The organism is Lysinibacillus sp. FSL K6-0075 (assembly GCF_038592945.1).
GTDB classification, from domain to species: Bacteria; Bacillota; Bacilli; order Bacillales_A; family Planococcaceae; genus Lysinibacillus; species Lysinibacillus fusiformis_F.
In genome coordinates this window covers 4,971,119-4,994,963 of sequence record NZ_CP151947.1, presented here as the reverse complement: position 1 = coordinate 4,994,963, position 23,845 = coordinate 4,971,119, and the positions used below count along the sequence as shown (strand labels likewise).

General features: G+C 38.4%; 19 protein-coding genes and 1 riboswitch. Of the genes, 15 read left to right on the top strand and 4 right to left on the bottom strand.

The window, feature by feature from the left end; all coding sequences use genetic code 11:
• The first annotated feature begins 162 nt into the window (after positions 1 to 162).
• Entirely contained in the window at positions 163 to 1,452 is a 1,290-nt protein-coding gene (locus MHB65_RS25095; RefSeq protein WP_205446291.1) for an adenylosuccinate synthase, read from the top strand.
• 43 nt (positions 1,453 to 1,495) lie between these two features.
• Here MHB65_RS25095 and MHB65_RS25090 read toward each other — a convergent pair whose 3' ends face one another.
• Positions 1,496 to 2,359 (bottom strand): YitT family protein, encoded by an 864-nt coding sequence (locus tag MHB65_RS25090; RefSeq protein ID WP_342443792.1) that lies wholly within the window; start codon positions 2,357 to 2,359, stop codon positions 1,496 to 1,498.
• A gap of 381 nt (positions 2,360 to 2,740) precedes the next feature.
• Between MHB65_RS25090 and MHB65_RS25085 the strand changes: the two genes are divergently transcribed.
• From MHB65_RS25085 to MHB65_RS25040, 10 genes are all read left to right on the top strand, one after another.
• Entirely contained in the window at positions 2,741 to 4,204 is a 1,464-nt protein-coding gene (locus tag MHB65_RS25085) for a M23 family metallopeptidase (RefSeq protein WP_205446290.1), read from the top strand.
• A gap of 213 nt (positions 4,205 to 4,417) precedes the next feature.
• Entirely contained in the window at positions 4,418 to 5,131 is a 714-nt protein-coding gene (yycF, locus tag MHB65_RS25080) for a response regulator YycF (RefSeq protein WP_036077923.1), read from the top strand.
• 5 nt (positions 5,132 to 5,136) lie between these two features.
• Positions 5,137 to 7,002, top strand: a complete 1,866-nt coding sequence (walK, locus tag MHB65_RS25075; protein ID WP_205446289.1) for a cell wall metabolism sensor histidine kinase WalK — start codon at positions 5,137 to 5,139, stop codon at positions 7,000 to 7,002.
• Entirely contained in the window at positions 6,999 to 8,324 is a 1,326-nt protein-coding gene (gene yycH / locus MHB65_RS25070; protein ID WP_205446288.1) for a two-component system activity regulator YycH, read from the top strand. The genes walK and yycH overlap by 4 nt, the downstream gene beginning before the upstream one ends.
• The gene (gene yycI, locus MHB65_RS25065; RefSeq protein WP_205446287.1) at positions 8,311 to 9,135 is read left to right on the top strand and encodes a two-component system regulatory protein YycI; all 825 of its coding nucleotides are present in this window, start codon (positions 8,311 to 8,313) and stop codon (positions 9,133 to 9,135) included. The genes yycH and yycI overlap by 14 nt, the downstream gene beginning before the upstream one ends.
• On the top strand, positions 9,135 to 9,923 hold the full coding sequence (locus MHB65_RS25060) for an MBL fold metallo-hydrolase (protein WP_205446286.1): 789 nt from the start codon (positions 9,135 to 9,137) through the stop codon (positions 9,921 to 9,923). The genes yycI and MHB65_RS25060 overlap by 1 nt, the downstream gene beginning before the upstream one ends.
• 167 nt (positions 9,924 to 10,090) lie before the next feature.
• The gene (locus tag MHB65_RS25055; protein WP_243456365.1) at positions 10,091 to 11,386 is read left to right on the top strand and encodes a trypsin-like peptidase domain-containing protein; all 1,296 of its coding nucleotides are present in this window, start codon (positions 10,091 to 10,093) and stop codon (positions 11,384 to 11,386) included.
• A 244-nt stretch (positions 11,387 to 11,630) separates the two neighbouring features.
• Complete coding sequence (locus tag MHB65_RS25050) at positions 11,631 to 11,795, top strand: CxxH/CxxC protein (RefSeq protein WP_342442098.1); 165 nt, start codon at positions 11,631 to 11,633, stop codon at positions 11,793 to 11,795.
• A 90-nt stretch (positions 11,796 to 11,885) separates the two neighbouring features.
• Positions 11,886 to 12,365 carry a 23S rRNA (pseudouridine(1915)-N(3))-methyltransferase RlmH gene (rlmH, locus tag MHB65_RS25045; protein WP_342442097.1) on the top strand — a complete coding sequence of 160 codons (480 nt, stop codon included), beginning with the start codon at positions 11,886 to 11,888 and terminating at the stop codon, positions 12,363 to 12,365.
• Positions 12,366 to 12,887: 522 nt separating this feature from the next.
• Positions 12,888 to 14,096, top strand: a complete 1,209-nt coding sequence (locus MHB65_RS25040) for an acyltransferase family protein (protein WP_342442096.1) — start codon at positions 12,888 to 12,890, stop codon at positions 14,094 to 14,096.
• Positions 14,097 to 14,194: 98 nt separating this feature from the next.
• On the opposite strand, the gene MHB65_RS25035 is transcribed toward MHB65_RS25040, so the two are convergent.
• The gene (locus MHB65_RS25035) at positions 14,195 to 14,773 is read right to left on the bottom strand and encodes a TetR/AcrR family transcriptional regulator (protein ID WP_342442095.1); all 579 of its coding nucleotides are present in this window, start codon (positions 14,771 to 14,773) and stop codon (positions 14,195 to 14,197) included.
• Positions 14,774 to 15,822: 1,049 nt separating this feature from the next.
• Between MHB65_RS25035 and MHB65_RS25030 the strand changes: the two genes are divergently transcribed.
• The 3 genes from MHB65_RS25030 (at position 15,823) to MHB65_RS25020 (ending at position 19,502) form a co-directional block, all read left to right on the top strand.
• Positions 15,823 to 15,978 (top strand): carbon storage regulator, encoded by a 156-nt coding sequence (locus MHB65_RS25030; protein WP_342442094.1) that lies wholly within the window; start codon positions 15,823 to 15,825, stop codon positions 15,976 to 15,978.
• A gap of 438 nt (positions 15,979 to 16,416) precedes the next feature.
• Positions 16,417 to 16,617, top strand: coding sequence for a carbon storage regulator (locus tag MHB65_RS25025; RefSeq protein WP_342442093.1), 201 nt, complete (start codon positions 16,417 to 16,419; stop codon positions 16,615 to 16,617).
• Positions 16,618 to 16,775: 158 nt separating this feature from the next.
• The gene (locus tag MHB65_RS25020) at positions 16,776 to 19,502 is read left to right on the top strand and encodes a flagellin (protein ID WP_342442092.1); all 2,727 of its coding nucleotides are present in this window, start codon (positions 16,776 to 16,778) and stop codon (positions 19,500 to 19,502) included.
• 227 nt (positions 19,503 to 19,729) lie between these two features.
• Here the strand turns inward: MHB65_RS25020 and MHB65_RS25015 are convergent, their stop codons facing one another.
• Both MHB65_RS25015 and MHB65_RS25010 read right to left on the bottom strand, forming a co-directional pair.
• Positions 19,730 to 20,428 carry a response regulator transcription factor gene (locus MHB65_RS25015; protein WP_342442091.1) on the bottom strand — a complete coding sequence of 233 codons (699 nt, stop codon included), beginning with the start codon at positions 20,426 to 20,428 and terminating at the stop codon, positions 19,730 to 19,732.
• 7 nt (positions 20,429 to 20,435) lie between these two features.
• A complete protein-coding gene (locus MHB65_RS25010; protein WP_342442090.1) occupies positions 20,436 to 22,583 on the bottom strand; it encodes an ATP-binding protein in 2,148 nt (715 codons plus the stop codon).
• A gap of 756 nt (positions 22,584 to 23,339) precedes the next feature.
• On the opposite strand from MHB65_RS25010, the gene MHB65_RS25005 reads away from it, so the two are divergent.
• Positions 23,340 to 23,525: a hypothetical protein gene (locus MHB65_RS25005; RefSeq protein ID WP_205446268.1), complete on the top strand. Its 186-nt coding sequence runs from the start codon at positions 23,340 to 23,342 to the stop codon at positions 23,523 to 23,525.
• Positions 23,526 to 23,782: 257 nt separating this feature from the next.
• Positions 23,783 to 23,829: riboswitch (PreQ1 riboswitch) on the top strand.
• The last annotated feature ends 16 nt before the right edge of the window (positions 23,830 to 23,845 follow it).

Sequence of the window (23,845 nt, the reverse complement as noted above, 5' to 3'; positions counted from 1 at the left end):
TATTCATACCATTCTGTTATTAAACACGAACGTTGAATCAGATTTTTTGATTTTATGTTCGTGTTTTTTCACTATTTTTTATTGACGAGTTGTTTCTATCATTGTTACAATAATTGAGGCTTGAAATTTGAGATACAAAGGTATCTAACGGAGGTGCTGATTATGACATCAGTAGTAGTTGTAGGAACACAGTGGGGAGACGAAGGAAAAGGTAAAATTACAGATTTCCTTTCGCACAAAGCCGATGCCATCGCTCGTTTTGCCGGTGGAGATAATGCAGGACATACCATTAAAATTGATGGTGAAACTTATAAATTACATTTAATTCCATCAGGGATCTTCTATAAAGAAAAAACTTCAGTAATTGGTAATGGATTAGTTGTGAATCCAAAATCACTGGTAACGGAGCTTAAAGGTTTACAAGAGCGCGGTATTAATACAGATAATCTACGTATTTCTAATCGTGCACATGTTATTTTGCCTTATCATATTAAACAAGATATAGCTGATGAAGAAAGTCGTGGAGACAATAAAATCGGCACAACTTGTAAAGGAATTGGACCTTGTTATCAAGATAAAGTAGCACGTATTGGGATTCGTATGGCTGACTTACTTGATAAGGAAATCTTTGAAGAAAAACTACGTCATAATTTAGCCATTAAAAATAAATTATTTGAGAAATTCTATGAAGTTGAAGGGGTAACATTCGAAGAAATTTTCGAGGAATACTATGGTTATGGACAAGAAATTGCAAAATATGTCGCTGATACATCTAAAATCTTAAATGATGTCCTTGATGAAGGCGGTAAAGTGCTATTCGAAGGTGCACAAGGAATTTTACTTGATGTCGATCAAGGTACGTATCCATATGTAACATCTTCAAATCCAGTTGCAGGAGGAGTAGCGATTGGCGCTGGTGTTGGTCCATCACGCGTGACAAGTGTTATAGGTGTATCCAAAGCCTATACATCTCGTGTAGGAGATGGTCCTTTCCCAACAGAGTTATTTGATGAAGTGGGTCAACAAATTCGCGAGGTAGGTCGCGAATACGGTACAACAACTGGTCGTCCACGTCGTGTAGGCTGGTTCGACACAGTCGTTGTTCGTCATTCACGCCGTGTAAGTGGCATTACTCATCTTGCCCTTAACTCTATCGATGTTTTATCTGGTTTAGAAACAGTAAAAATTTGTACAGCATATAACTATAAAGGTGAAACAATTACAGAATATCCAGCAAATCTTCATATTATTGAACAATGTGAGCCGATTTATGAAGAGCTTCCAGGCTGGTCAGAGGATGTAACAAGCTGCCGAACTTTAGAAGAGCTACCTGAAAATGCACGCCGCTATGTGGAGCGTATTAGCGAACTAACGGGCATTCAAATTGCTACTTTCTCTGTTGGACCTGCACGTGAGCAAACAAACGTGTTAGTGGACGTTTGGGAAGCATAATGAAATAAAATGAAAGGGCGTGCCAAATGCGGCATGCCCTTTTTTAGTGAATATCCTTCTTCTTAAAGCGACCACCTTTTACCTCGGCGATATTACCGATGGCTAGAAACGCATTGTCATCTATTTCAGCGACGATTGTTTTCAATTTAGACTCTTCTAAACGAGTAATAACGGTAAATATGACTTTCTTGTCATTCCCCGTATAAGCTCCTTCTCCGTGAAGGAAAGTAACGCCACGACCAAGTCGATCCATAATAGTTTGTCCAATTTCATCAATGTCATCACTTATGATATAAACAGATTTCGATTCTTCCAATCCTTGAATAACAATATCAATCATTTTATAGGCAATATAGTATGCAATGATGGAGTACATGGCTTGTTCCCAATTAAAAATAAATCCTGCCACCGTAAAAATAATGACATTGAAGAGCATAATGATTTCTCCAACTGAAAAAGGTGTCTTGCTATTAAATAAAATAGCTAATATTTCAGTTCCATCCAATGAACCTCCATAACGAATGACAATACCGACACCAACTCCTAAAATCATTCCTCCAAAAACTGTTGCCAATAATGTGTCTTCCGTAAATGGATGGATATTATGTAAGGCAAGTGTTGCGAACGAGAGTACGGTAATACCTAGACCTGTCGACAGTGCGAAGGTTTTACCAATTTGTTTATAGCCTAAAAAAATAAAAGGTAAGTTTAAAATGAAGATGAAAATACCAAGGGGTAAATTTAATAAATGAGATGTGATAATGGAAACACCTACGATTCCACCATCCATAATGTGGTTAGGTACTAAAAACAATTCTAAGCTCAATGCCATTATAATCGCACCTAGCGACACCATAACAATTCTTGCAAAAACTTTCCGCATGCTATTTTTCTGAGGTCTCAACATTTTTGTTGTGTTCTCAGAGGTTTGTGAATCACTCAATTTAATCGCTCCAATCAAATAGTGTACCTTCTATATACATTTTATCGGAATATTAAAAAAGTAAAAAGTATTAAGCCCAAATTCACTTGAAAAAAATTAAAGAATAGTATACCCATGATATTTTTTAAATTGTATTTTAAGAACCAGTATATGAATAAAAATACAGTATTTATAAACTATATAAAATATATTCTATGTAACAATAAGTAGATAAATAATACATTTACATTACAAAAGAGCGAAATCGTTCAAACGTCATTTTCTTTATGGTACATTATAGGGGTGCAAAAAATCCTTGTGGGTAAATCATCCTACAGTAGGGTAAAGTTGGAAGGGGCTTTATTGATGAATTCGTTTTGGAATAGAAAAGAAGAAAACAATAGATTCACCTACAATTTTTCTTCTTTTAAAAAGGCTTCAATCATTGTAGTTTTAATGACAAGCCTAACGATTAATATGGGATTTGCTAAGGAATATAACAAAGAAAACTTAAATAAAATTTACCACGTTTATGTGGGGAATGAATATATTGGTGCAGTGTCTGATGAGAAAGCGATTCAAGAAATTATTGCATCAAAAGAAAAAGTAGCAAGTCAGCAATTCAAAGGTTTATCCATTGATGCTAGCTCAGCTGTTAAAATAATCCCAGAACAAGTATTTACAAATGAAACAAAAGATGCAGAAACATTATCAAAACTTAAGCAATCTTTAGTAGCTAAATCTGATGCCTTTACATTATTAGTAAATCATAAACCGGTAGTATCATTAAAGAATACGGAAGCTTATGAAAAAACGGTTCAAATGTTAAAGCTACAATATGTTTCTCAGCAAGAATTAGAGAAATTATCTAAAAACCAACAATCTAATAATAATTTACCAGAATTACAGAATGGTGAGTCCCGACTTCTAGATGTTTCTTTTAAACAAGGAGTTTCAGGATTATCGCAAAAAGTTACACCAACTGATATTGTATCACCTGAGCAAGCCGTGAAATATTTAATGACAGGCTATCTTGAGCAGGAAACGTATAAAATTCAATCTGGAGATGTGTTAGGGTCGGTTGCTAAAAAACATAATTTAACAACAAGCGAACTGTTAGCTCTGAATTCTGATATTACAGTGGATACAGTTTTACAAATTGGACAAGAATTAAATGTTACTGTGGCAAAGCCGTTTGTAACACTTGAAGTAAAAAAGGAAAAGAAAGTTGCGGATATCATTCCGTTTAAAAAAGTAGTCGAAGAAGATCCTACAATGTATAAAGGCGAAAAGGTCATCAAGCAAGAAGGTGTTAATGGAAAAAAAGAAACAACCTATGCATTAACATCTGAAAATGGTACGCAGACATCAAAAGTTGCCTTAGAGGAAAAAATCCTTCAACAACCAGTAGATGAAATTGAAGTAGTCGGTACAAAGGTTATTTCTTCACGTGGAACTGGTGAATTTGCATGGCCAGCAGTCGGGGGCTATATTTCAAGTGGTATGGGTGAACGTTGGGGAGCCTTCCATCGAGGTATTGATATCGCTCGACCAAGTAACTATAATATTTTAGCTGCTGATAATGGTGTAGTTGTTGCAGCTGGCACTTCTGGCACCTATGGTAATCGCATTGTTATTAATCACAATAATGGTTTTACAACACTTTATGGACATCTATCTTCAATCAATGTTGAAGTAGGACAAGTAGTGGAAAAAGGTTCTGTGATCGGTATTATGGGTTCCACTGGAAATTCGACAGGTACACATTTGCATTTTGAAGTTGAAAAGAACGGTTCATTAGAAAATCCGTTATCTTATGTAGGCCGATAAACATGTTGAATAGAAGGCAGTCCAAATAATGGACTGTCTTTTTCTATTATTTCCCGAGAAATAATTGTTGAAATACATCGCTTTATGTCACAGTATTAGAAGGATCGAATATCGATTAATGCATAGAATGCGAAAGCATGATAGAGTTAAGAGTAGTGAATTTACCAATACACATTGTTTAAGAATAGATAAAAAGCGAAAGGGAGAGAATGTATGAACAAAACAATTTTAGTTGTTGACGATGAGAAACCAATCGCAGATATTTTGCAATTTAATTTAATAAAAGAAGGCTATAAAGTTATTTGTGCCTATGATGGTGATGAGGCATTAAAGAAAGTAGAGGAAGAGCAACCAGATTTAATGCTTTTAGATATTATGCTGCCAAAGCGTGACGGAATGGAAGTTTGTAGAGAGGTACGTAAAAAATACGACTTCCCGATTATTATGCTAACAGCTAAAGGCTCTGAGATTGATAAAGTATTAGGGTTAGAGATGGGTGCAGATGATTATGTCACAAAGCCATTTAGTACACGAGAGCTGATTGCGCGTGTGAAGGCCAATATGCGCCGTTTACAAGTGGTCGCTCCAGCAGCAGAAGAGGCTGAGGAAGAGTCGAATGAGATTGTCGTAGGATCGCTTGTTATTCAACCAGATGCTTATTTAGTAATGAAGCGTGATGAGGCAATTGAACTGACACATCGCGAATTTGAGTTACTTCATTATTTAGGGAAACATATTGGACAAGTAATGACACGAGAGCACTTACTACAAACAGTATGGGGCTATGATTACTTTGGGGACGTACGAACTGTTGATGTAACCATTCGCCGTTTACGTGAAAAAATTGAGGATAATCCTAGTCATCCTGCTTGGATTGTCACACGACGTGGTGTAGGTTATTATTTACGAAATCCTGAACAGGAGTAATAGGAATGCAGAAAGTGAGCTTCTTTAAATCGATTCATGTCAAACTAGTGCTGATTTATATTTTATTAATATTACTTGCTTTACAAATTATCGGTATCTATTTCGCTCGTGAATTAGAACGAAATTTGAAGAGCAACTTCCAAGATTCCATTTTTCAGCGAGTTGACTTGATGCAATATAGTCTTCGTGAAGAAATTTTAAAGGAACGCGATGAAAGCATGCCTAAACTAGAGGAAAGCCTAAAGTCAATTGTTATGGAGTTTTCTACTGGTTTAAGGGATGTTTCGAATGGTGATATTTTAGAAATCCGTGTTATTGATGATAGACAAAGAATACTTGCAACATCTGAGCTTGAAAATCAAAATTTAATAGGCCAACGCTCTAATACTGATCTTGTACGTCGAGCAATATCTGCTGAAACACTATTTGATATTATTAAGCTGGACAATAAAACGAGAAATCGTGTGTGGGTATTAGCGAACCCCATTCGTGCTGGTGCAGGACCAGACGATGAAATCATTGGTGTACTCTATATTGAAGCCAATATTGAATCCGTTTTTGAACAAATGAATGATATCAATCAGATTTTCCTCGGTGGTACGGCAATGTCCTTGGTCATTACCATCTTCTTAGGTATTCTTGTGGCACGAACGATTACACAGCCAATTGCTGATATGCGAAAGCAGGCTCAGGCAATGGCTAAGGGGAACTATTCTCGGAAAGTGCGTGTATATGGTACAGATGAAATCGGACAGCTAGCCGTCACCTTTAATCATCTAACCAACCGTTTACAGGAAGCACAATCGACCACAGAAGCTGAACGCCGTAAGCTAGATTCAGTTCTGAGTAATATGACAGATGGCGTTATTGCAACAGATCGTAAGGGACGTATTATTCTAATCAATGACCCTGCACTAGAACTACTGCATATTTCCAGAGATATTACATTAGGGCGTCCTATCGCCTCCGTATTGGGGATTGATCAGGAATATAGCTTTGAAGACTTAATCCATATGAATGATGCAGTCAATTTAAACTTCAGTACATCGGATGCACCCTATATACTTCGCGCTAATTTTTCTGTTATTCAAAAAGAGACGGGCTTTATTAATGGTCTGATTACTGTATTGCACGATATAACCGAGCAAGAAAAGATTGAAATGGATCGTAGGGAATTTGTATCGAATGTATCACATGAGTTAAGAACGCCATTAACAACAATGCGCAGTTATTTAGAGGCACTAGCAGATGGGGCATGGAAAGATGAAAATATTGCTCCTACATTTTTAAATGTAACGCAAACCGAAACAGAGCGTATGATTCGTCTAGTGAATGATTTATTGCAGTTATCTAGAATGGATAGTTCAGATTATGAGTTGAATAAAGATATTGTCTTATTTAATTCATTCTTTAACCGTATTATTGATCGATTTGAAATGTCTAAGTCTGACAAAGTACAGTTTGAACGATTATTCCCTGAAACATCCTTTTATGTAGAAATTGATACGGATAAGGTCACACAAGTCATTGATAATATCATTTCGAATGCTATTAAATATTCACCAGATGGTGGGAATATTCGCTTTGGCTTTACTGGACAAGAGGACATGCTGAAGGTCATGATTTCAGATGATGGCATGGGTATTCCTAAAGAAAACGTTGGTCGTATTTTTGATCGCTTCTATCGTGTGGATCGTGCTCGTGCTCGTTCTATGGGAGGAACAGGTTTGGGATTAGCTATTGCGCGGGAAATGATTGAAGCACATGGTGGTAAGATTTGGGCTGAAAGTGAAGAAGGACAGGGTACAACAATTTTCTTCACATTACCATATGATGCAGATGAATTTGGTGAGGCAGGTGAGTGGGAATGAAATATATAGAGCCGGTTAAATCTGTTGTATTATTTCTACTTGTCATGCTGAGTGTGATCTTAACCTTTTTAATTTGGACTTATACACCTGATTATAAATACATTGAAAAAACAGAGGGAGAGGAAATTTTAATTAAGCCGCAAAAAGATATGGAGGATATTATTCGCCCATACAAGGCTATTTTCCGTTCTGAAGAAGAGTTTACAGGTACGGTTTCTAACGCAGCTATGAAAGATATGATGAAAGTATTTAAAGGCTGGAATGTTTTAGATTTAGTGCCTGTAAACAACAATCTTTCTGCAAACTATGTGAATCAAATTATTGGTGCAGATCATCGGATGACTATCTTTTTTACCGGAGAGATTCCCTTTTCAGCTTTTAACACGACTTTTCAGTTCACTGATAAAGAATTACCAGAAACAACGTTCAATCGTATGATTATAGATTGGAGTAATTATAATAGCAAAGAATTAATGTTGTATTACATTAGTGGCAATAACCAATCATTATTCCGCTCACGTGTCAGTGTGCCAAACATGAATCAATTTATACAGGAAGTCATTGAGCCTGCAAAAAAATATGAGGTTTTTAAAGAAGTAGAGAGAGAAGGCTATACATCTCTTTATCTGGCAAACAGTAATATTGAATCTGTAAAATATACGTACTTTATTGAGGATATTACACCAGAATTATTTAAAAATGTGTTATTCCCAGATCCAAATATTGTGCAGCGTAATGTTGAAAGTGCATCCTCTGAAAAATATACAGATGGTATGTCATTAATGACCTTAGAAACAAATCTTAAATCATTAAACTATGTATATCCAGCTGCAGAAAGTAGTATTAGAGTCGAGCCTTCCAAGCTTTTAAAGGATAGCTTTGAATTTATTAATGAGCATGGAGGATTTACGGCAGATTTCCGCTATGCTTCATCCAATACCAATAAAAATCAAATAGATTATCAAATGTATCTGCAAGGTTTCCCTGTCTATAGCAATCATGTCATTACACGAATGACAACGATTTGGGGAGATAGTCGAATTTTCCATTATAAGCGTCCATACTTCTCATTGGATATGGATATATCATTAGAGAAAGAAATTAAAGAATTAGCATCTGGTGCGGAGATCGCAGAGAGATTAAAAAGCGCTAACAGTATACCTTTGTCTGATATTGATGAAATTGTCTTGGGCTATTATTTAACACAAAATCAAGAACAGAATATATTTATATTCGAACCTTGTTGGTTTGTTATTCGTAATGGTAGTTGGACTAAACTGACTCCTGAAGTATTAGGAGGTGTTAAAAATGGATTGGAATAGAACAAAATCTATTTTTATATTCGTTTTTTTAATACTTAACATCTTCTTGTATTCACTTTATGTCAATCGCTATAATGAAGCGAAGGATATTGAGGTACCTGGTGAAAGAACAATAGAAGCTCGTTTAAAAGATGACAATATTACATATGGCACATTACCAAATAATATTGAATCTGCTTCGTATATGACAGCTCAAGTGCATAAATTCACACCAGCTGAATTTAGTAATAACAACCAACAAATTAAATTTAAGGATGATAATAATACAAAGGCACGTGTTATTTTTATGAGGCCTATTAAATTACGTAATGTGAGTGATGATGCAAGCTTTACAGATTTTGCCCTTGCAAACATTATTGAAGGAGCATCTTATGCTTTATGGAAAGTAGATCGCGAAGAACGAGTAGCGATTTTTTTCCAAAAGACAAACAACCGAATGTTCTATTATAGCGGTTCATTAAAAATCAAATGGAATGCAAATAACGAAGTAACAATGTATGAACAAACAATGATTGATAATATTGAAGAAATGGAACAGCAGGAAACAGTTATTCCACCACTTCAAATTATTCAAACTTTGTATGCAAAAGGACCGCTCAAGCCAGACTCGCGTATTACACAAATGAAACTAGGTTACTCAACGCTTGTTAAATTGACACGTACACAGGTATTGGTGCCAACATGGGAAGTTCAAGTGAAATTATCTGATGGGACAAAAGAGGAGTACTTTGTGAATGCAGTAGAAGGTAAAGTCATCGAAATCCAGGAGGACAAGCAAGAGAGCGAAGAAGAAGACTGGGGAGTTGAATAATGCGATTTAGTGTTTTAGCAAGTGGCAGTACAGGGAATTCGATTTATGTAGAGAATGACGATCATGCTTTTATCGTCGATGCGGGTCTTAGTGGGAAAAAGATGGAGCAACTTTTTACAAAAATCGACCGTAATATGAAGCAGCTCAGTGGTATCTTTGTTACACATGAGCACAGTGATCATATTAAAGGAATTGGTGTACTGGCACGAAAATATCATGTACCAATTTACGCAAACGCCAAAACGTGGCAGGCGATGGACGGGCTTGTTGGTGACATTCCTGTTGAGCAACGTTTTGAATTTGAAATGGATACAGTGAAGCATTTTGGTTCTTTAGCTGTTGAATCCTTTGCCGTTTCACACGATGCAGCAGATCCAATGTTCTACACTTTTCATGAAAATGATCGCAAGCTAGTCATTATTACAGATACTGGCTATGTTAGTGATCGTATGAAAGGAATTATCCGCGGCGCAGATTCTTTTGTCTTTGAAAGTAATCATGATGTCAATATGCTTCAAATGGGACGTTATCCTTGGTCTATTAAACGTCGTATTTTAAGCGATGTAGGACATGTGTCTAATGAGGATGCAGCGATCGCTATGAGTGAGGTTGTATTTGATAAGACGACCAATATTTATCTTTCACATTTAAGTAAAGATAATAATATGAAAGAGCTAGCACGTATGAGTGTCGCACAAACTTTGCAATCTTGTGGCATCCTTGTTGGTGAGCATGTTCATCTTTATGATACGGATGCAGAAGAACCAACAAAATTGGTCACAGTTTAATCATAAGCTATTTAGGCAAAACTTGAAGCTGTTCAATGCATTTAAAAAAATGCATTGGGCAGCTATTTTTATGCCCATTTTATTTGTTTTTCATCTGATTTTAATGTTTGAATCGTAAGATTAGGGTAACAATTAACAAATAGCAACCAAAGGAAAGGATGAAGAACATGAGTTATTTCCAAGATGATGATAAAAACAGTGATTTCTTAAAAAATGATGAAGTACCGAAATCACCTCTTCAAGAAAGACTAGAGCGTGAGGAGCAAGAAATGCAGACTAAGCGTCTTAAAAAGAAAGGTGGCGGAGGAAAAGGCGGCTATTTCTTTAGTGGTCTGATTGGTGTCATTATAGGTGCTTTACTTGTATGGCTTATGCTACCGGGACTTGTCAACCAAATGCCTGGGACAACATCAAGTAATATAGAGAAAAATAACCCAACAATTAATCAAGTAGCAACAGAAATAACGACAGATGTGACAACAGCAGTTGATAAAGCCTCACCCGCAGTTGTTGGCATCACAAACATTCAAGAAGTCACAAGCGGAGGCTTTTGGAGTCCATCATCAACGACAACAAAAGAGGCAGGAAGCGGATCAGGTGTTATTTATAAAATCGAAGGTGACAAAGCCTTTATTGTTACAAATAACCACGTTATTGAAGGGGCAAAACAGTTAGAGGTCACAATGCCGGATGGAACAAAAGAACCTGCACAATTAGTAGGTCTAGACGTTTGGACAGACCTTGCTGTTATTTCAATAAGCTCAAAGAATGTAAAAACAGTAGCAACTTTCGGTAACTCTGATGTGCTAAAACAAGGCGAAACAGTTATAGCAATCGGTAATCCACTTGGCTTAGATTTCTATGGCTCTGTTACAAAAGGTGTTGTTTCTGGTAAAGACCGTTCTGTACCAGTAGACTTAAATGGTGATGGGACAGAAGACTGGCAACAAGAAGTATTACAAACAGATGCAGCAATTAACCCAGGGAATAGTGGTGGAGCACTAGTGAACTTAGCTGGGGAATTAGTAGGGATTAACTCCATGAAAATTGCTGAATCCTCTGTTGAAGGTTTAGGTTTCTCTATTCCTATTAACTCAGCTATTCCAATTATTGAGGAATTAGAGAAAAACGGTAAAATGGAACGTCCAACAATGGGAGTTTCTTTAGCAGATTTAACAGATGTGCCATCATTCTATCAGCAACAAACATTAAAATTACCTACGGAAGTGACAACGGGTGTTGTGGTAACAGATGTAATCAATAACTCAGCAGCATCAAAAGCAGGAGTCCAACAATATGATGTTATTGTTGAAATGGATGGTCAAAAAATCGAAACAACTATTGATTTACGCAAACATTTATATAATGACAAAAAAATTGGTGATAAATTAACGTTAAAAGTTTACCGTCAAGGTAAATTAGTTGAACTATCATTAACATTAACAAACGGTAATACAATGTAAAGAATATGAAGAGCGGTGGAGATTTAATCAATCTCCATCGCTTTTTTGTGAGGATGGAGAAAATACTTTTATGAAATATTGTGGATAACTAGAAAATTGTGAATACTAATGCTACACAGGAAATCGCGAGTAAAAGGCGCTTCTTCCATACGTGCCATTCCTTTGTTACAATAGATTGTGGATAACATAGACTGATTTGTGAATAAGTTTGTGGAAATTTCGGAAAATAAGGAGACATCAGAAAATGGAAAAATACAGCTGTGAAAGCCATATAAATCACGCTTTAGACATGTTTGTAGCAGAGCAAAAAGTGTTCCCAATTATGGATAAAATCGAAGAGGGTAAAAAGTTATCCACAAAGTGTAGCTACTGTGAACAGCCAGCAGAATATATTGTATCAAGTAAATAACTTTACACAATATATAGAAGTGACATGTGGATATGTTGATAACTTTTGTGGATAATTTGTTTGTAAATGAATTGTAAAGGTGGATAACGTGTGAATATAACGATTGTATCAGTCGGCAAACTAAAAGAAAAGTACTTAAAAATGGGGATCGATGAGTACGTAAAACGTCTTGGCGGCTATGCAAAAATGGATTTGATTGAAGTGCCAGACGAAAAGGCACCTGAACAACTAAGTGAAGCTGAAATGGACATCGTCAAGAAAAAAGAGGGAGAACGCATCCTAGCGAAAATCAGTCCAGATGCCTACGTAATCGCCCTAGCCATCAACGGAAAAATGAAAACCTCCGAGCAAATGGCAGCTGATATCGAATCTCTCATGACCTACGGCAAAAGCAAAATCGCCTTCGTCATCGGCGGCTCCCTCGGCCTACACGAAGATGTGCTGAAGCGTGCGGATGAGCAGCAATCTTTTGGTAAGATGACACTTCCTCACCAGCTCATGAAGCTCGTGCTAGTCGAGCAGATTTATCGTAGTTTTAGGATTATGAAGGGTGAACCATATCATAAATAAGTGTGGTTTTTGAATAAATCACTAATCATATTGATAATGATATGATTAGTGATTTATTTTGCTTCATAATTAATAGAGAAAGGTAAATTGTTTGCAGCTGTATTGTGAGGGGGCACTAATAATCCTAAATTAAATTCATTTAAATAAAAAGTTCAGTTTTGCGGAGAATATAAGTTATTACAATTAATAAATAACAATAAAAGCGCGTGACTTTTTTGCCAATTAGAAGGTTAGTAGAATAGAAGGGTACGGACAATGATATTTTTTTACGTTTTAAAGGACCCATAACTGCTAGAATTTCCAGTTCCATTCTGCTCCTTTTTTATTTTGCACTAAACATTTTATATTAAAGTAAACTTCCACATAATTAACCATATATAAATTGACCCGTAGTCATAAATAATGATTGTAAAATAAATATTCTAAAATTTAATCAATAATATAATAAGATAAATATTGACCGTGAGTCTAAAAAGTATTATAAATAGTTTAGTAGTTATTTCCAAAAAGGGGAAATGTGAGTTGTCTAATACACGTATTCATTTTATGGATTTTTTAAAAGTGTTTCTTTCTTGCACTGTAATTGTCCACCATGCAGGTCAACCTTATGGCGGGGCAAATGGTTTTTGGTATGTACGAGATTTGGGTGTTGATTCTGACTTGGGCGTTTTTTTTGGGATAAACTCTGCCTTTAATATGAGTCTTTATTTTTTTCTTTCTGCTTATTTTATTCCTCTTGCGTATAAACACAAAGGGAATATAGGTTTTTTGAAAGATCGGTTGAAGAGAATTGGTATACCTTTATTATTTGGATTTATAGTAATAATTCCTTTAATAATGTACTTTTATTATAATGAATTTCGTGGTTACCCTAACCTATCGTTATATGAATACTATAAAAATATTTATCTAGGATTTGGTGAAAAACCATTAAATTGGGCAGGACCATCTTGGCCAGACCTAAATTTTGGCCATCTTTGGTTTATTGAACATCTTCTTATTTATTCACTGATATATCTATTATTAATGAATCTTTTTAAAAATATTAATTTATCAAAAATTTCAATTTCCCCAACACATAAACATATTTTTATATTTGTTATTATCGTATCGTTAATTACTTTTTTAGTTCGAACAAGTTATTCGATTGATGAATGGATTGGTGTACTAGGTTTTATCCAAATGGAGTATGCACACTTTCCTCAATATTTAGCATTTGTAGTTTTAGGAATAACAGCTGCTAATAGTAACTGGATTTATCATATCCCTAAAAGTGTTGGTAATTTATGGTTATTTGTAGGGGTTTTATTAATTGTTTTAAATGTTATTGGGTTTGTACCACATTCAAGGGGTGGATGGGATAGTAGTTCACTTATTTATGCAATCTATGAGACCTTTTTATGTACAGGACTTTCAATTGGTTTAATTGAATTATTTCAACGTAAATTAAATAGAGAATCAAAATGGATGGAGATTCTAGCTAAAAATTCCTTTTGTGTTTATATAATTCATATTCCGGTTTTAATTGGAATTCAATATATTTTAATTAGTGTACCTGTTTCAGGCTATATAAAATTTGTATTAGCATCACTATTGGGGATTGTATTTAGCCATTTAATATCGTATTTTATTATTCGAAAATTACCGGTTATTAGTCTACTATTCTCTGGTACAAATCATAGACGTTCTCAAAGTTTAGTCGATAAATTTAATAAGAAGAGTATATATTAGTTCTCTGCTTGTCTCCAATTCTCTCTTTGACAACATACCTGCGAGTTTTTATAACCCAGGCTATTCTCGCAGGATTACTTTGGATATCAACAGGATCTTTATGAAGATATTCCTTTAAAGAAAACATCAAAACTCATCATAAGTTGTGTAATAAGATCATCTTCGCCTCCACCAAGACACCAGTGGGTTAATACACCAATAAACATTTGAATAGTTAAGTCTGCCAGTGTATCAGGGGGTAATTTTTGTGTAAATTCCCCCATTTCTTGTCCATGTTTAAAAATTGGAATCAATAAAGCACGAAGATTATTCATATTATCTATGTGATTATTTAAATTATTAGCACTTGAGAGAGTTGCCATTAAAGTTGCTCTTCTTAATGACCTTGTATAGTTTAAATTATGTACGATATTAATTAACGAAGAGAGTAGTTTAGGCACAACTGGACTTGTGATATTCATTAATTTTTCAGCTTCCGAATAGATTGAAATTCTTTCGAAATCTTCTATGACTGCCTCTTTTGTAGGAAAATAATTAAAAAAAGTTCCCTTAGAAACTCCAACTAATTTCACAATATCTTCAACCTTTGTCGACTCATATCCATTTTCTGAAAATAATTTGAAAGCGGCGTTTGTTATAGCTAATTTAGTTTGTCTTTTCTTTTCTTCCCTTCCCAAATTTATTCACTCCATTTCTTACAATAACGTTATTATTAATTCTACTATAAATAACTGTTTAAAAAGTAATTATTGTTTTAATAATACGTATTAAGAAAAACAGACAGCTAATATTGATATGCTCCCAATTAGGTAGACAAATAAAAAATTAATCTTATCTAATAGGGGGCATTTTTGTATGGCCTTTTATAAACATCCCAAAGAATTAATGTTACCTATTGTTCATTTATATCAAGACACTAGCGTTGCATTAAAATAGCTAAGGTTTTAATTTGAGTCTGAATTTTTTGTAAAAGTTTATGGATTTTCCTAAGGAACTTTTGAGCATTCAGCAATTTACAGGGAGTGACAGCATCCTAAATCTTCGAATACTTAGCTACATATGAATGAATATAATATACTCAGAAAGAAGTTTATTTGATCTTGTGGCGTTACCACCAGGTAGTGTGACTGCTTCTTGCGTTAACTAATAGACATCCCCCATAACCTATGAGAATACTCCTCTAGCTTTTAATTCTCCAAGGTTCGAGTTGCTTCTGTTAATCCTCTGTCTACGGTTCTAGTTTCTCCTTTCAAATCTACATCAAGAAAGATTCAAACATACCCACATATTTTGTCATAGTCTTTTCCTAATACCCCTTCATTGTATTGTTGACGATTTCCATGACCTTATCATACTTTTTCGTACTGAGAGAGGAACGGACTAAGCCTGCCGAGCCCATGATTTATCTCGAACACAAACTTAAAGTTTTCTTTAAGTTTCATTAATGGGCTAATCTACCATGGTAAAATACAGGAAGAGAATCGTTATAATTTATCATCGACATCGGCAGAAGTATCACTACAAATAGATAAGTGCCTTAGTAAAATATTAGTAGTTGAAAAAGGATATAGGCAACTTGACCCTAAAAGATACAATCAATAGTTACAAATAAGAAAGTTACTGTTGCAGGAAGCAATAAGGAAACTTCAATTGAACGAATTATAATATTTCTCATAAAAGATGTTCAAATCACATAAAAATGCTTCACGGTAAAGGAGTGAGTCTGATGCTGGTCCTAGGAAGAAAACCCGGACAATACATTGTGATCAATGAAAAAATTATTATAAAGGTAATTAAAAGTGAAGAGGGGCACTTACGCTTGGCTATAGAAGCGCCAAAAGATATCTCTATCGTTCGTGGAGAATTGCTTAGTCAAGAATAAGCACAAGTATCACGGTTTTTAAACTTCCATCTGGCATGGGTTAATGATAGGTAATTAGGACTGCATTAGTTATATATGAATTGTACAGGTTTACTTCAGGTTAGACCCCAAAAAAATTATTAATAACTTTCAAAAAATTTTTCGCAAGTAAACTAACATTTTCAAATAAACTGTCGATATATAGATTAATCACATATTTTGATTACTCATGGACGAGTAAATACGCATGTAGTTTCAAGGAGGAATATTTGAAACTGCTGCTTATTTACTCGTCTTTTTGCTGTTTAACTATATTTTTTTTACAATTGAATAATTTATAAAATAATTACGAGACTTAGGATGAGCAAACAAGTCGCCGTCGTTCTTCAGGAGGAAGAATGGCAGCGACCTGTTTGCTCATTTTTTTTAATTTAATAAGCAAGATAAGGGGATGAGTCAATGCTTGTGTTAGGGAGAAAACCTGGAGAATATGTGCTGATCGACAACAACATTATGGTAAAGGTCATTAAGAGCGATGAAGGTCATTTACGCTTGGCGATTGAAGCACCGAAGCATATTTCTATTGTTCGTGGAGAGTTATTGGAAGAAAACAATATAGCTTTAGGAATGGCAAAAAAGGTTGAGGCCTCTACCACTTAAGGACGAGTGGTGAAATCAAGGAAGATAACAGTTTGACTTACAAATCCTTGTTTTGGATTAGCGTGCAATCCATCAATGACTTGTGAGTACAGGGTATACGCTTCAAAGGATGCAAATGGAAACGCATCTTAAAACACACCACATGGAGGTAATGAGAAATGAGAATTAACCACAACATCGCAGCTCTGAATACGCATCGGCAATTAGCTGGTAACACATCAGCAGCGGGCAAATCTTTAGAGAAATTGTCTTCGGGTCTTCGTATCAACCGCGCAGGTGACGATGCGGCAGGCCTCGCCATTTCTGAGAAAATGCGCGGTCAAATCCGCGGCTTAGAGCAAGCGCAACGCAATTCCCAAGATGCTATTTCACTTATTCAAACAGCAGAAGGTGCGCTGAACGAGACGCATTCAATCCTGCAACGTATACGAGAGCTGGCAGGACAATCGGCGAACGGCACGAACTCTATCGAAGATCGTCAGGCAATTCAGGAGGAAGTAAATCAATTGACTTCCGAAATCAACCGGATCGGCAATACGACAGAGTTTAACACCAAGAGCCTGTTGAAAGGCGAACTAAACGTACAGAAGGTGTCCACTGCCAATGTTACGGGCGGAGCAATCTCAGGCAATATTTCGATTACGAATTCAAATACGGGTGCGTCGGCTACAGGTTCTTCGCTTGGCAATGTTAGCATCTCGTCAGTTGGCGGCGGCACGGTAACAGGCAACGTGGCTTACGGTACCCCATCTGCAGTGAACAGCGGTCCGAATGTTACAGTTACGTCTGCGACTGCTACGGGTGGTGTAGATGTTGATGCCACTTTGGGCACGGGCTTTAGTATTGTTTCCGCAGCGACACAAGGTGCAACGATCACCTCTAGTATCACTTATGCAAATTCAGCTGATCCAGATTCTGGCCCCAACGTAACGGCAGGCAATAACGAGCTCACAATTGATCTCAATGGCGTAACTAAAACGATTGAGTTGGATGTACAGAATTACGGCGCAGGTGGGGATGATAGTGCAGTTAATTTTGTTGCTGATCTTGAAACGAAAATCCAGGCGCTGGGCGGTGCCTTCGCGAATGTGACGGTAAGCATTGACGCAAACGACAAAATTCTGTTCAAAACAAACGATGCAGATGATTCTTTTGCGCTCACAGGCGGTAACGCATTGGTTCATTTGTCAACTGCTGGTAATGGTTCTGACCTTACAACAGCTGCCGACACGCCTAACAACGAACTCACACTGACTGTAGGCGGCAATACGCGTACAATCAGCTTGACCGCAGCCGATTACGATATGACGGATGCCGTTGGACGCAACGCTTTCTTGGCTGATTTGAATACACAGTTGGGTGGAGCTTTCGGCGCGGGTAATGTGATCGCTGCCTTCAACGGCGATAATAAGCTCTATCTGACGACCAACACAGCTGGCATCTCCAGCACCATTACTAACATCTCCGGTTCTGCAGCAGGGGCCCTCGGTCTGGATGCAGGCAATGCAGATTACGTACAAGGTACGGAGAATAACCTGTTGACGCTTACGTTGAACAATGAAACGCATACGATAAGCCTGGCTACAACTGATTATAGCGCAGGCGGGAATGACGGCGCAGTACAGTTTGTTGCTGATGTTCAAGCGAAAATCCAAGCGCTGGGCGGCGATTTCGCTAGCGTCACGGTTAGCTTCGATGACAACAACAATATTGTGTTCACAACTGCCGATTCTTCGGATGAGTTCTCGATTGATGGCGGCGGCGCAGCAGCGCTTATCGGAACGTCGTTCACAACAGGCACTGAAGGTTCTGGCAACAATCAACTGTCCGTGACAGTTGGTGGCTCCACGAAAAACATTACATTGGCTGACGGCAACTATGATTTCACTGCGGCAGGCGATCGCGCAACATTTCTGACCGATCTTAACAGCAAGTTGGATACGGCTTTCGGTACAGGCAACGCAATGGCGTCTTTCAACGCTAACAACGAGCTTGTCATCACGAACAGTCTGAATGGCAGCGCGAGTACGATCGGCGCAGTTACAGGCAGCGCAGCTTCCGCGCTGGGCCTCGGATCGGCAGCGCTGCAGCAAGGTCAGAATGCAAACAATGCCGGCACGCTGACGATTGACGGCATTGACGTCAATATTTCGCTGACGGCAGGCAACTACACAACTGGAGGTCTAGCATCCGACCTGCAATCGCAGATCAGAGCGGCTGATCCTGCTCTTGCTAACGCAACGGTAAGTCTGGCAGACGGTAAATTCGTCATCTCCACTGGAACTCAAGGAAGTGAAGGTTCGGTAACGATTGGCGCAGACGAACTGGCGAAAACATTGAAGCTGACTGCTTCCGAAGGCGCTCAATCGACAATTGGAGCTGACGCTGTAGATCAAGGTCTCAAAATGCAAATCGGTGCAAACAACGGACAAACATTGACTGTAGACATTGGGGATATGCGTTCCCTGGCACTTGGTATTTCCGGTAAGGACGCTGGTGCTGCACAAGGCTCCGTGACTGGTGCTGCGTTCACGTCCACTCAATCGGTAACGAACGGAACCAACAATACCGGTGCTGAATACGGACTGGATGTGACAACATCGGAGAAAGCGACAGCTGCGATCGAAGTATTGGACAACGCAATCAAAACTGTCTCCTATGAGCGTTCTAAGCTGGGTGCGTTCCAGAACCGTCTAGATCATACAATCAACAACCTTGGAGCTTCCGCAGAAAACCTGACGGCTGCCGAGTCACGCATTCGCGACGTGGACATGGCTAAGGAAATGATGGAGTTTACCAAAAACAATATCCTCTCCCAAGCTGCGCAAGGGATGCTGGCGCAAGCGAACCAACAGCCGCAAGGTGTCCTACAGTTGCTCCGTTAATATTATCCTTATCAAAGGGGACTCTAGAATCTCTAGGGTTTCCTTTTTCTTACTTGCGCATATCAAAGCTAAACTTAACGAAGGACAATTTGGGGAAATAAGTTCATTTATGCACTTGGCCTCTGTGCATAAATTGGAAAATTCGTGTGACCCACTAACCATTCTGTCAGCACAGTACGAAGGCTAGAGCGACAGTCATTATCACACTACCAACCTTAACGCTGTGTTCACACTTGCAATGCACTTTCGACAACCAGCATATAACCTGCCCCGCGAATAGTAACGATTCTCTCAGGATAGGTAGGGTCAGCCTCGATTTTTTTGCGTAAATTACTGATATGTACAGCGACCGTTCTCGTATCCTCCAGACTATCCGTTCCCCAGATGAGCTGAAACAACGCATCGACACTGACGGCACGATTCACGTTTTGTGCCATATAGGACAGTAAACCGAACTCTTTTTTAGATAAAAAGATGGTTTCGCTGCCCATGATGACGGACTGTGCGTAGAAATCCAGCGTCAAACCCGGTAACTCCAGCAGTTGTTCCCCTCTGCCCGCTGACACTCTGCGAAGATGTGCCTTGATCTTGGCAATCAGCACCTTTGGACTGAACGGCTTGGTCACATAATCATCGCCACCATAGGATAACGCGCTAATTTTCACCTCGTCTTCCTCTTGGCTACTCAGAAACACAATCGGCGCACTCGTGTAGGTCCGTGCGTTCCTGCACCAATCAATGCCGCTCTCATTAGCCAGCAGTACATCTAGTACAATTAAATCCGGCTCGAACGAGGCAAGCAGCTTCAAAGCTTCCGTCCCACTATAACTGTAGGAGGATATGAAGCCCTCCCTCTCGCAATACGCCTGAACAATCTCACATATGTTGGGGTCATCATCGACAATCATAATTTTATATTTGTTCATCTAGCGCTCACCTACTTTCTCCACGAATGCATGGAAGTGATATGTAAATGATTAAACCCGTCTTGCCGTCGCTCTCCGCTCGAACCGTCCCTCCATGCGCTTGTATGATTTCCCTGCAAATCGCCAGCCCGAGCCCGCTGCCCTCTACACTGTTCTCCACGCCCGGTCTATCATATCTATAATTGCGATCGAAAATTTTCTCAAGCTGATCTGGAGGAACGCCTATGCCAGAGTCTTGTACGCTAATGATAGCATAGCGGGTATGATTCAACTCCTCCACAGCTAGCCCAATACGCACCAGCCCACCGCTAGAGGTGAACTTCATCGCGTTCGACACTAGATTAAACAACGCCTGATCGAATCTTTGCGCATCCATCTCGACAACAGGCAAGTTAGGTTGTTGATCTTCCGCATCCCCGATATCCAGCATGAAATCCAAACCTGCGTCATACACAACCAGCTCATATTGTTCAAAAAAACCACGCAAGAAGTGAGTTACATGAACCGGCTCCATTTGGAACGAGACTTGTCCCGTCTCCAAATGCGACAAGAAGGATAACTCCTCGATCATCCGGTTAATCCTTATCGTGTTATCCTGGATATACTTCAGATACTGTTCATTACGTTCCGGCTTGACCCCGTCCTGCACAGCTTCTACATAACCAAGCATGCTGGACAGCGGCATACGCAGATCATGCGTAATATAGGCAAGGAGCTTCTTTCTCCCTTGCTCGGAGTGAAGCAATCGGTCATATGATGTGCGGAGATCATCATGAGCTACGGATAAAGCATGTGTGCGTTCTTGTACAATCTGTTCCAAATTTATATTCATTTCGGTCAGCTTGTTGTTAGCGTCCTGCAGCTCACGTGTAATCCTCTCTTCGTTCGATGCCGCCTTCGTAAATCTTGAAGAAAGCAGAATCATCTGTGCAATCGTAAACACCAACAGACCAAGCGGAGAGGTATTTCCAATTCGTGACCATTCATTGTAATATAAAAAATCGTTGACGACAGTAACTAAACCAACCACCGACACGAGCAGGAAGATTAGCGCTCCCTCCATACGCCGCATAGCCGCTTTTACTAGCCCAACCATTAGATAAATCATATGCAGAAAAACCATCACACCGATCATTAGTAACATTTTGGTATATAGAAGTGCAGGGGTCATTACAACAACGATACAGAATGCGCCGGTAACAATCCGCGTGCCAAGATGAAACCAACGCGACACATAATTCGGAAAAATACTATCAAAGTACATCGTCATGATATAACCAATACTGCAAAGAATCAGGTACTCGATCTTGAACTGCAATCCCCATGGAAATGCTGGCCACAATTGTGTGAGCAAGAGCTCGCCGACCAGCAAGGATCGGATACCAGATAACACGGTGAACAGACCAAAATACAATGGAGCCCTGTCTTTGCGTCGAAGTCCGAACAACAGCAGATGATATACGCCAATCACAAGCAGGCCTGCGGTGGTGAACATTTCTGCGGCGATTCTCAGATTTGTCCTAACCGTTAACACATCACTGCCGCCAAACTCTATATACTTGGTGATGCCGCCTCGCTTATGATGGAAGTTGGCTACTTGCATAACCAGCTCCACCCTGTCATTCTCGGGCTGGAAGAACACCAGCTTCGTTGCCAGATGCGGAGTCACGCTGCCCTTGTCCCTACTAACTGTACCAACTTCTGCCAGTAGTTCACCGTTAACCCATAATTTATACGCATGAAAAATGGTAGGCAGCCGTAGGGCAAGCCGCTCATTCCTATCTTGCTCGCTAAGCTTGATGATCACCCGAAATGTTGCAAAGCCTGTACCGTTCAGTTGCTGACCCTCTAACCGATAGCCTAGCCAGGAGCTCGGGATATTGATCCAACGGTCATTATTTCCGTCTCTTGCTAAGCGATTCTGTATGTCCTCAGGCGACAGCAGCTCTTGCCAGTAGAACGCCCACTCCCCTTTTAAATTTAGAGGATTCTCACTAACATGAACCTGCGTTAAATCCAGAATGCCTTCTTCACTTTCGAACTTAGGGGAGTCCGGTACAGAGATGACGGCATAGCTTGCAACCAAACCAAAAACAATGGCAGCAGCTATTTGAAGAAAAATAGTACGAGAACTGAATCGGAGAATACCCCTCATTATGAACCCAACCCCAATCTCCAAGAGCGCAATAAGTAAGTTAATTATCTAAATAATATCATCATTAAAGGAAAATGTATCCTACAAAAATCTGTGGGGCGTTGTACACAATCATTACGATGAGGTCCTTTTTTCTTACGTGCAACCAAGTTTTAAGCAAGAAGAAGGGAGCGGTTAACGAAGCAGACTAACCGATGCAGATCTAAACGGTAGATTCAGATCTTACCCCACAATGTGGCGACTTGCTTCAAAGATATTTTCCATGATTTTGCGGGGGATCCAAATAGCCTCACTTCTTTAGTTCGACCCGTTCAGCTACCACATTCAATACACAGGTAGATGCGGCTCCTAACTATTACTTCCTTATGAGTGACACACAGCACTCCGTTTGTCTCGAATGCATGCTACATCAATAATGGCACTTAAAGTATTAAATATATATAGTTTACGCTTAATCTTTGTTATATTTAGGGTATTTTTGGGAAAAATGTTTATATAAATTGCAGTTAAGCAATACAAATCAGATCGGTCACATTCGCTTCATACAAATGTGCCTGTTTTTTTAAAAACCACCTTTACTTATGATAAGGTTCACCGTAATGTATCTAAATGAGGTTTATTCTTCTTTTCGACAGTAAAAAAAAACAGAGGGACCTTCCAAAATACTAGAACAGCTTCCGATGCTCAAGTATTTTGTAGTTCCAAACTATTTTAAAGTTGTAATTCCTCAAGTTATAGACAAAAAGGATGAATATAATGAAATATAATAAATCAATTATGCTAAAGCTAATCAATGAACATCGAACATTGCATGATGAATTAAAAAAGCTAAAATCTGAAATGGGTTTAGAGAAAAATTTTGCAGTAAAGGCATTGTATCATTCATATGTTGCAGAGGATGGTCCTTATATGAAAGAATATCAGGATTTAGAGCGATTATAAATCGGGGTGCTACTAACAAATGGTTAGCAGGATAAGTGGAAATCTTTAGTTTAAATGATTCAAGAATTTCGGAAACATTTTTTCTGTTTTCATTAAAACCACACTTTATTATGATACAGTTCTCCGTGACTAGTCTAAGTGCAGTTTTCATAATGCTTGTAATTCGTATTCCATAGGGTAAGATTTTATAAAAAAATCTATTTGACGTGCTGTACTATTTTTTGTACGATATTGAAGAAAAGAATGCCCGGACTAGAACGGGAGAGGTTCATAGCTGATACCCTCTATAAAAAACTATGGAAACATGACAATATGCCATG